A 9915-nucleotide genomic window follows, 5' to 3' on the forward strand; every position below is an offset into this window, starting at 1 on the left:
TTTCAGCATACGGACTGCCGCCATGAACGCAATACAACCGCCGAGGCCGAGTCCGCTTCACTCGGATAGCTCAAACCGGTGCTCGTCGAGTTGGGCCGTCGACGTGGCTCACAAACGTAATGAGTTCGTCCAGCTCGTCCGATGCCGGCGGAAAGTCAAGGTCTTCGGTCGGCCACATGAGCATTCTCTGGATCGCATTCGTTCGGGGCGAAGCCCCACGTGGAAGTGCGCCACCGAGGCTGGTCCCACCGAACGATTTCGGGTGGTCGTTTCCTGGCCGGCCGGGGTCGGATCAGGGCCAGTGCCCGGGCAGGCGCAGCACCATCAGCGTCCCGTCCGCAACCGTGGCCAGGGTCGTGCCGTCCTCGCCGGCACGGCACCACCATGATCGGCGGTTCGGCGTCGGCAGCCGCGCTCGGCGCGGCTCGGTGTTCCCAACCGATGATCTCGGTGGCCTCAGCGGCGACAGGTCAGGACCGTGCGTTGTCGTTGACGATGATGAGAATGACGCAATTCCGGTGGCGCTGGCTATCCTCCACACGCATCGCCTGTCCACCGAGCGCGGCGGAGGTGCCGTGGCTGACACCGAGGTCCTGGTCGGCCACCGGCGCGCTCGGTGGACGTCGACGAGGCGCGCGAGCGGGTGGGCGAGGCCCGGCTCGTCGGCGTGCGGGCGCAGCCCTCCGCGGCGCCGCGACCAGCGGATGGCCGCGACGCGGTCCGGTTGATCCGGCCGGGGCCGGGCTCCGAGCGTCGCAACGAACGCCGGGCCGGACCCGAGAACGTTCGAGAACCGTCGGGAGGGGGGTGTTGCCGAGCTGTGCGCCGTGGGCGGCGGCCGACGAGGCCGGCACCACCCTGACCGCCCGGCCGGCCGAGACGGGCCTGACCCGACCCATCAACCTTCGAGGAGTGACGATGACCGTCCTGCGCGCCGTCCTGGACGCGGCCCGATCCGGAGCCGTGGAGATTCTCGACCTGACCACGCCCCTGCACGCCGCCACCCCGGTCCTTGAGCTGCCCGAGCCGTTCGCCAACACCAGCCGGTTCCGACTGGACGAGCTGTCCCGCTACGACGACCGCGGACCCGCCTGGTACTGGAACGACATCCACACCGGGGAGCACACCGGCACCCACCTCGACGCCCCGGTGCACTGGATCACCGGCCGGGGCGGCCTCGACGTCTCCCAGGCACCGATGAGCACGCTGGTCTCCGCCGCCGCGGTGATCGACATGACCGCGGAGGCCGCGAAGGACCCCGACTTCGTGCTGGAGGTCGACCACATCCGCACCTGGGAGGCCGAGCACGGCCCGCTGCCCGAAGGGGGCTGGCTGCTCTACCGCACCGGCTGGGACGCCCGCGGCGGCGACCCCGCCGCGTTCGCCAACGCCGACGAGGCCGGTCCACACACCCCGGGACTCTCCGCCGAATGCGCCCGCTGGCTGGCCGAGGAGTCCCCGTTGACCGGGGTGGGGGTGGAGACCGTCGGCATCGACGCGGGCGCCGCGATGGGCTTCGAGCCCCCCTTCCCCTGCCACCACTATCTGCTGGGCGCGGGCAAATGGGGCCTGACCAGCCTGCGCAACCTCGGCCTGCTTCCGCCCACCGGTGCCCTGCTCATCGTCTGCCCGCTGCCCATCGTCTCCGGCTCGGGAAGCCCCACCAGGGTGCTCGCCCTGGTCGAACGGTGACGGCCCGCGCCGACGGCAGGCCCGCCGACGCGGGGATGCGGGCCGCCGGTAGGCCGGGCCGCCACCGAGCAGCAGACTCCGGGTCCGTCAGTTCTCCCGTGTGCCTTCACCGGTGACTCGGAGCGGAGTGATTCCCGGCCCGCCGCCGAGCCCACGCTGGTTCTGCGTGCCACCGAGTCCCGGCCGTGGCTCATCCGGGTCGGGCATCGGCGAGCAGTGGAAGTGCCACATCTTCCAGACGGGGTTCCCGTTGCCGTCGTCGCGCTGGTAGATCTCGGTGGCCCGCAGCCGGAACGGGTCGTACTCGACGCCGTCCTTGGTCTCCCAGGTAGCCGAGCCGGTGCCGGACGACCCGATGATCCGCATCGGGAAGATGCCTTCGCAGGCGATCCAGGCCATGTCGCCGGAAATCGTCAGGCGCATGATCTCGATGTCCGGGTAGGCGACGATGTCGAGCTCCTTCTGGTAGTGCTTCCAGAGCTCGACCTTCTCCTTGATCCCGAAGTAGGGATGGCCGTTCAGGTTGAACATCAGATAGGCGTCACCGGCCGGGTAGACCGTCTCCATCAGCGGGATCACGAGCTGATGGTTGGCTTCCCACCAGTTCTTGTGCAGCGTGAGGATTGCCTCGCGGTCCTTCTCGAGGTTCGACATCGTCCGTCCTTTCTTCGGCTCGGACCGGTTGCCCGGTCGGTTGCGTCGATGGGCTCCGGTCGGAGGTTTCTGCCCGGCGCCGGGAGCCTCACGGGGGGAGCAGCGTCTCCAGCTCCGCGGGGTCGCGCGTCCACATGCCCGCGGCCGCAAGCCGGCGCAGCAGCTCGGCGGTACGAGGATTGACCCGTCCGGCCGAGGCGAAGCACGATCGGGCGGCGTCGGTCCGCCCGGCGCGCGCCAGCAGCAGGCCCTTCCAGACCGTGGGCTCGGCGTTGCTCACGCCGGCGAGGGTCTGCGCGCGGTCCAGCTCGCCGAGGGCGTCGGTGAGGGTTTCCTCCGCGACAGCGAACTCGCCGATCAGCAGTCCCGGGGTCTGCAGCAGCCGCAGCAGGCCTGCCAGTGTCTGTGAGGCGGTGAGCAGCCGGTCCAGCTCGTCCAGGGGGCGGTCCGCGTCGTCCACGCGAAGGTCGACGACGACGTCGGCGTTCAGGTCGCCGGTCGCGACGGTGCGGACCACCTTGAGCGCGGCAGCCTGCTGCCCACGAAGGTCACCGCCTTGGGCCTCGCCGGCGCGCAGGGCGGCGAGCAGCCGTTGGGCCAGCGAACCCGCCGCCCCCTCGAACTCCTCGGCCATCGCCGTCCACACCTGCGGGGCGGCAACGAGGTTGGCCTGGGTGCGGCTGTGCTGTCGCACGCAGTGTCCGGCGTGGCCGATGCATCCCGGGCCGGTGTGCGTGGCTCCCGCGCCGGACACGCCGAGCATGGCTACCTGCCGGGTCGGTGCGCCGGCGTCGTCGGCGAGCAGCGAATCGAGGACCTGCTGCGGGGAACGTCCCTGCGCCATCAGGGACAGGCCGCGCACCCCGTAGGCGGGCTCGACGATCGACTGGCTCGCCACGACACCCACCCCGGCCTGGGCCCACGGGACGCAGCTGCCGACGGCGAAGAAGTGCGACTGCACGGCGACGCCGATCTCGCCGGCTTCCGGATCGAGGGCCAGGATCGAGTAGGTCACGAGACGTCCTTCGCGCCCCGTCCGACCCGTGGGATCACCTGCGAGCCGGCCTGGCGGACGAGTTCCCTGCCGCGTTCGAACGGAGCCGGGAAGAGGATCACCGAGTCCGAGCCGGCCTGGAGCAACGCCTCGATCTGGGCGGCGCACCGAGGTCCGTCCCCGACGACCGCGAGGTCGTCGAGCCACCGGTCGGGCATCTCCGCCGCCACCCGTTCCACACCCCCGGCGGCCAGCTCGGCCAGCTCGTCGTCGATGCCGTAGATGCTGATCAGATCGGTGCCCTGCATGACGGTCAGGTAGAAGGCGAGGGTGGGCCGCAGCGCGGCGCGTGCGGCGTCGACGTCGTCGTCGTGGCAGAACAGCGCGAAGGTGGCGATGCGCTTGCGCCGCTCGGCCGGGGCCGTGGCCGCCCCCTCGTCGAGCAGCCGCCGGGCCCACTCCACGTAGGCCGTCCCACTGGTCACCGACCCGACCAGGCCGTCGGCGATCCGCCCGGTCTGTCTGATCGACTTGGGGCCGACGGCGCCGACGTAGATCGGTGGGACGGGCGTGCACGGGTGGGTCAGCGTGATCTCGTTCAGGTGGTGGGCCCCGTCGAGGCTCACCGTCTCGCCCCCCAGCAGTCGGTGGACGGATTCGACCGTCTCGCGAACCGCCCGCAGCGGTGCCTTCGGCATGATCCCCATCTGGTCCAGCCAGGCGGGCAGGCCGAGCCCGATCCCGGGCCAGAACCGTCCGGGGTAGATCTGGGCGAGCGTGGCGAAGTCCAGCGCCTGGATGGAGGCGTGCCGGGTGACGGCGGACTGGATACCCAGCCCCACCGGGATCGTCGAGGTGGCGGCCAACGCGGCGGCGGCGCAGACGATTCCGCTGGTGTACCACAGGTCCTCGGTCAGCCAGAGCTCGCCGAACCCGCTGCGTTCGGCGAGGGCGGCGAGCGGGGCGATATCCGCCGGGGGGATGTGGCTTCCGATGAGAAGTCCCACCGGGCTGCTCGGGTTCATGTCACTCCAGGATCGGATCGCCGGCACGGCATCGGTCAGCACGCCAGGGCGCGTTCGGACTGCGCGAAGTGGCGGTCGAGCAGAACGGCCACCCGCTCGGGGTTCTCCAGCATCGGCATGTGCCCGACCCCGGGCATCAGGACCTGCTCGGTGCGCAGGACCCGCGCCATCTCCAGCCCCAGCGCCGGGGTACATGTCGCGTCGTGTTCCCCGGTGAGGACGAGCGCCGGAGCGGTCACCAGGGCCGCCCGCGAGGTGGAGTCGGAGGTCACCGTCGCGTACCAGACTCGTTTGACCGTCTCGACGTCATTGGGGTTGGCCAGGCTGAGCCCCAGTTCGATGATCTCCTGGGGGCAGCCGGGTCCGAAGGTGATCTCGGGGAAGACCTTGCGGAACGTCCCGGCCACCCCGAGCTCGTCGAAGGTGTCGAGGACCGCGGCCACATCGACGCCGGTGAAGTGCAGCGAGCTGCCGATGCCGGCGACCGAGACGACCTGACCCGGTCGGCGTGCGGCCAGGCAGCAGGCGAGAGAACCACCGAGCGACCCGCCGACGACGTGCATCGGGCCCGAGACGCCCTGTGCGTCGAGGAACGCCTCACAGTCGCTGACCCATGCGTCGAGCCCGAGGTCACCCGCCGTGTCGGACGTACCGTGCGCCCGCAGATCGGGCAGCAGGCAGCGCCGTCGCGGCCGCAGCCGCTCGACGACGTCGGCCCAGATCCGACCCTGCATGTTGATCGGGTGGATGAACAGCACCGGGACGGTGTCGTCGGCAGCGTCGGCGGTGACCCAGCCGGCGAGCCGGCCCGCCGGCCCGTCGACCGTCACCGGCTCGAGCGCCGTGCGCGTGCCACCGGAGGGTGTGGGGCGGTCGTCAGCCATGCCCCGAGCTTCGCCGCGGCCGGCGGGTCTGCCTATCCGTCGTGCGGCGGGGCGGGGATGAACCTTGGTTCAACCGTTCGGTGGGCGCAGCTGCCTGGGCTAACGCAGCAGTCCCCGCCGCATCGCGACGGCCACCGCCGCCGCCCGGTCGGAGACCTCGAGCTTCTCGTAGATCCGCTGCAGATGGCTCTTGACCGTCGCGACGGTCAGACTGAGCTCGCCGCCAATCTCCGACGCGGATCGCCCCTCGGCCACCAGGCGCAGGACCTGGATCTCGCGTGGGCTCAACAGCGGGCGGTCGACGAGACTGCGGCGGGCCTGGATCTCGCGGGTGAGGCCGGTCTGGAAGGCCGCGGGAATGACGCTCTGGCCACGGGCCACGGCCCGCACGGCCTCGACGATCTCGCTCGACGTCGACGCCTTGAGCAGGAAGGCACGCGCGCCGCGGCTGAACGCCTCGTACACCGTCGCGCTGTCGCCGAACGCCGACAGCACCACGACTCCGGTGGGCAGGCGTTCGACCCCGACGGATTCGAGCACGGCCATCCCGTCGAGATCGGGCAGCCGCAGGTCGAGGATCGCCACCTGCGGGCGGAGCCTGCGGATGGCCTCGAGCGCCTCATGGCCCCCGGACACGCTCGCCACCAACGCGAGCCCCGGATCGCGCAGCAGCTCGCGGGAAAGACCGTCACGGTAGACGGGATGGTCGTCGGCGACCAGCACCGTGAGCCGCTCACCCGCCGTGGACGTGCTGCCGGGTCTGAGCGGCTCAGCCATCCGTCGGCTCCCGTTCCGGTTGCGCGCCGACGCTCCATGACGACCCGGGGACGTCGAGACGCCGCTCGACGGGCCGGGCGATCGGGTTCGTTGCCTGCACGGAACGTGAGAATGCCAGTGGAGCGAACCGGACACGGTCGGCCCAGCCGCCCGGTGTGTCGTCACCGAGGCTACCGACCGGTCTTCCGGGTGTCGTGGTCGTCCACCGGCTCTCGGAGCGCATGCACCCGCCGCAGGAGATCGGCCACGTCGACCGGTTTGGTGATGTAGTCGGCGACCCCCATGGCGGTCAGCCGGTCGATCTGCGCGCTGGTCGCGTCCGCCGAGAGCACGGCCACCGGGACGTCGCGGGTCCGCGGGTCGGCCCGCAGCGAGACGAGGACGGCCTCACCCGGTGTGTCCGGTAGGTGCAGGTCGAGCAGGATCACGTCGGGCCGGTCCCGCGCCGCGTCGCTCAGGCCCGCGCTACCGGTCCGCGCGATCCGCAATGTGACCTCGGGGCACAGCGCGAAGACTCGGCGGACGAGCTCCTCATTCGCCTCGTCGTTCTCGATGTACAGAATCCTGGTCGGCGCGAACGACGGAACGGTGAACGTCGGAGAACCACGGCCGCCGAACACGACGCTGTGGGCATCCCGCGGGGCATCGGTCGCGGGCAGGTCGAGGTAGAAGGTGCAGCCCGGGCCCTCGGTGCCGCGCAGCACCCCGATCCGCCCGCCCATCGCCTCGGCGAGGCTTTTCGACAGGGCCAGGCCGAGACCGGTTCCCTCGGTGTCCGAGCCCGCGGCCGCCAGCCGTTCGAAGGGAAGAAAGAGCTCGTCCAGGTCGGCGTCGTCGAGCCCGGGGCCCGTGTCGGTGATCAGGTACCGCAGCAGGCCGTCGTCGGCCCGTCGAAACGACACGGTGACCGCCCCGTCCTCCCGGTTGTACTTGATCCCGTTGCCCAGCACGTTGAGCAGGATCTGCTTGAGCCGCTGGTAGTCGGCGACCACGAACTCGTAGAGCCCGCCGTGCAGATCGCACGACAGCTCGACGCCGCACTTCCCGGCGAGCGGCCGGAGCAGCTCGATCGCCTCCATCAGGGGCTCCACGGCGTGCACCGGTTCCGGCGACAGGACCAGGTGGCCGGCCTCGATCCGGGACTGTTCGAGAACGTCGGTGATCAGCGCGAGCAGGTGGCTGGCGGCGCTGATGATCCGGTCCACCGATTCCCGGACGTCGTCGCCGAGGGGCTGCAGCTGCAGCAGCTGGCCGAACCCGAGAATCGAGTTGAGCGGTGTGCGCAGCTCGTGGCTCATCCGCGACAGCAGCTCGCTCTTGGCCCGGCTGGCCCGTTCGGCCTCGTCGCGGGCGTCGCGGGCGGCGGCCTCGGCCCGCTTCAGATCGGTGATCTCGGTGGAGATTCCGGCGACGGCGACGAGCTGCCCGGACTCGTCGAACAGCGGAAACTTGACCGTCCGGTACGCGCCGTGCGGACCCGGTGCCGGCTCCTCGAACTCATGTGCGCGTCGGGTGTCGCGCACGAGCTTGTCGTTCGCACTGAACGCGCGGGCGATGTCGGGGGGAAACACGAAGTAGTCGGACTTGCCGACCACCCCGTCGGGCGGGACACCGAATTGCGACCCGAAGTACTCGTTGATGTAGACGAACCGGCCGTCCAGGTCCTTGACGTAGATGAGGGCGGGGGAGTTCTCCACGATGTCCTGGAGGACGCGCACCGAGTGGGGTAGGGGGCCATCACCCGCCAGCATCCGGTCCGTGCGGTCCTCGAGGGCGATGACCACGTCGTAGGGCGCGCTGCCGTCTCCCGAGGCGACGCCTGCCCGCAGCTCGACCCGGACCCGCCGGCCACCGGATCCGGTGCACCGCGCCACGACGGTGGCCGGCTGTCCGGAGGACGCCACCGTGGCGAGTACCGCGGCAGATCCCGGGGGAAGGTCGACGAGCTCGTCGAACGGCCGGCCGACCAGCCGGGCGGCCGGTGCATCGAGGAGCTCGCAGCAGGCTGCGTTCACGTCGGTGATCCAGCCACGCCCCGCCGCGTCGATCGAGATGAGCACAAGGGCGCACGGAGCGGACCAGAATCCCACCGCCCGGCGGTCCTCTGCCGTGCCCGGCGAGGTCGGGACCACATCGGACTCCGTCACCGGATCACCTCGCCCGCCCATGCTCAGCGAGAGCATAGGCGGCTGGGCCGTGCACCGGGCACGGCGTGCGGTGGTCCGTCATCGGATCGCGGGTCCGCCGGACCTGGGTGATCCGCCGAACGGTGGGTTCCCGGTTCGGCACGGTTCCAGACCGTCGGGCGGGGCGGCGGGGCGCCAGGGACGCAGCCGCGGCAGCCAGCCGGGCACGTTGCGGCGGTACTCCTCGTACTCGGCGCCGTAGGTCCGGGCCAGCGCGGGCTCCTCGACGCGGCGGACGAAGATCGCGACGGGCACCGCCGCGATCATGGGGTAGAGCAGGAGCCGCGGACGGCCGAGCAGCAGCGCCTGCCCGGTGACCGCCACCCCCATCGCGACGTACATCGGGTGGCGGACGTGGCGGTAGATCCCGCCGACGACCAGCCGCTCCGGCGGCGCCATCGGCGCCGGTGTGCCCACCCCCTCGGTGACGAAGCGGGTGAAGCAGGAGGCGAGCACCGTCGCACCGCCGCCGACCAGGAGGGCACCGACCACGCGGGCGGGCGTCCCGCCGGGCACCGGACGCCGGACGCGCCACCGGGTCAGCAGCCACGGGATCACCCCGACGAACACCGACGGCCCCGCCGTCATCAGCACGGTGCCGGCCGCCGCCCGCCGCCTGCGGGCGGCCAGGTCAGAAGACTCCGCCATGGCTCATTGTCGGCCCGCGAGGTACGCCGTCAACGCCGCGGCGTTCAGCGAGGAGTGGGATGTCGCACCGTGGCGCTCATCTGTTCCGGTCCGCGGCGGTGGGCCCCGTCGAGTACCTCGCGCAGCCTGCGGGCGAAGGCCTCGGGCTGGCCGGCATAGCCGGACTCGTCGCCGAGGAAGCCGCCGTGGTGGCTCGGGAACACCGTCGCCTGTTGGCCGAGCAGGGCGGCCGTCGCCGCCGCAGTGCGTCCGGTGAAGACGGTGCGTGACTCCTCGCCCACCGCGATCACGATTCGGGTGGGCGCCGCGGTCAGCGCGTCGACGTCGGGGCGAAAGCTGCTGACCGCCCAGGACCGGTCGGACAGCAGCGGGTCGTCCCTGGTGCCGTCGTCCTCGGCCGGCATCCCGAACGCGGCGGGATCCGGCACGGGCTGGGCGAAGTAGTCGTCGGTGAACTCGCCCTCCCACGACGTCATCGCGATGAAGGCCGCCATGCCGGCACCCCGGCCCCGGTCCTGGTAGACGTCCCGGACGGCGGCCCGGGCGCGCTCGGCGGCCGCGGCGTCGGGAAGCACGGGGATGAGCGGCGGCTCGTGTGCGACCAGCGTGACGACGTCGTCGGGGTACGCCGCGACGAGGGCGAGCGCGGTCACCGCGCCGCCGCTGCTCGCGAACATCTCGACCGGGCCCGAGCCGAGCGCCTCGATGAGAGCGTGTACGTCGGCTGCCTGTACGGCGGGTACATGATCGACCCGGCCGTCCTTGCGGATGCTGTGGCCGAGGCCGCGGGGGTCGTAGGTGACCACCGTGCGGTCGGGGAAGTGCGTCCGCAACGTACCGAATCCGCTGGCATCCATGGGTTGACCGATCATGACCAGCGGTGGGCGCCCGTCAGTCGTCGGCAGCGGGCCGTGGACGTGGTAGGCGAGATCGACCTCGGGGGTCGTGAGTAGGTGGGCCGTCATGACAGCTCCGACTGCATCCGGGGGGCGAACTCATCGGCCGATGGGCGCTGGTCACTTCGTGGTGACCGCCCGCCGGATGACATCCGGCCG

General features: G+C 71.4%; 10 protein-coding genes. 1 reads left to right on the forward strand and 9 read right to left on the reverse strand.

The genetic code is table 11. From position 1 onward, the window contains the following. Nucleotides 1-470 precede the first annotated feature (470 nt). Complete coding sequence (locus ACFQE5_RS21335; protein WP_379587569.1) at nucleotides 471-605, reverse strand: hypothetical protein; 135 nt, start codon at nucleotides 603-605, stop codon at nucleotides 471-473. A 313-nt stretch (nucleotides 606-918) separates the two neighbouring features. Between ACFQE5_RS21335 and ACFQE5_RS21340 the strand changes: the two genes are divergently transcribed. Next, nucleotides 919-1692, forward strand: a complete 774-nt coding sequence (locus ACFQE5_RS21340; RefSeq protein WP_379587571.1) for a cyclase family protein — start codon at nucleotides 919-921, stop codon at nucleotides 1690-1692. 87 nt (nucleotides 1693-1779) lie between these two features. Here ACFQE5_RS21340 and ACFQE5_RS21345 read toward each other — a convergent pair whose 3' ends face one another. From ACFQE5_RS21345 to ACFQE5_RS21380, 8 genes are all read right to left on the reverse strand, one after another. Continuing rightward, nucleotides 1780-2346, reverse strand: coding sequence for a YybH family protein (locus ACFQE5_RS21345; protein WP_379587572.1), 567 nt, complete (start codon nucleotides 2344-2346; stop codon nucleotides 1780-1782). A gap of 88 nt (nucleotides 2347-2434) precedes the next feature. Further along, a complete protein-coding gene (locus tag ACFQE5_RS21350; protein WP_379587573.1) occupies nucleotides 2435-3361 on the reverse strand; it encodes a DUF1028 domain-containing protein in 927 nt (308 codons plus the stop codon). Next, the gene (locus ACFQE5_RS21355) at nucleotides 3358-4365 is read right to left on the reverse strand and encodes an LLM class flavin-dependent oxidoreductase (protein WP_379587574.1); all 1008 of its coding nucleotides are present in this window, start codon (nucleotides 4363-4365) and stop codon (nucleotides 3358-3360) included. The genes ACFQE5_RS21350 and ACFQE5_RS21355 overlap by 4 nt, the downstream gene beginning before the upstream one ends. A gap of 35 nt (nucleotides 4366-4400) precedes the next feature. Further along, nucleotides 4401-5249 (reverse strand): alpha/beta fold hydrolase, encoded by an 849-nt coding sequence (locus ACFQE5_RS21360; RefSeq protein ID WP_379587575.1) that lies wholly within the window; start codon nucleotides 5247-5249, stop codon nucleotides 4401-4403. Between the two features lie 99 nt (nucleotides 5250-5348). Beyond that, a complete protein-coding gene (locus ACFQE5_RS21365; RefSeq protein WP_379587576.1) occupies nucleotides 5349-6026 on the reverse strand; it encodes a response regulator in 678 nt (225 codons plus the stop codon). Between the two features lie 170 nt (nucleotides 6027-6196). Next, complete coding sequence (locus tag ACFQE5_RS21370) at nucleotides 6197-8173, reverse strand: PAS domain-containing protein (protein WP_379587578.1); 1977 nt, start codon at nucleotides 8171-8173, stop codon at nucleotides 6197-6199. Nucleotides 8174-8251: 78 nt separating this feature from the next. Next, entirely contained in the window at nucleotides 8252-8860 is a 609-nt protein-coding gene (locus tag ACFQE5_RS21375; RefSeq protein WP_379587579.1) for a methyltransferase family protein, read from the reverse strand. 44 nt (nucleotides 8861-8904) lie between these two features. Then, nucleotides 8905-9825: an alpha/beta fold hydrolase gene (locus ACFQE5_RS21380; RefSeq protein ID WP_379587581.1), complete on the reverse strand. Its 921-nt coding sequence runs from the start codon at nucleotides 9823-9825 to the stop codon at nucleotides 8905-8907. Between the last annotated feature and the right edge of the window lie 90 nt (nucleotides 9826-9915).

The organism is Pseudonocardia hispaniensis, assembly GCF_042658695.1.
GTDB classification, from domain to species: domain Bacteria; phylum Actinomycetota; class Actinomycetes; order Mycobacteriales; family Pseudonocardiaceae; genus Pseudonocardia; species Pseudonocardia hispaniensis.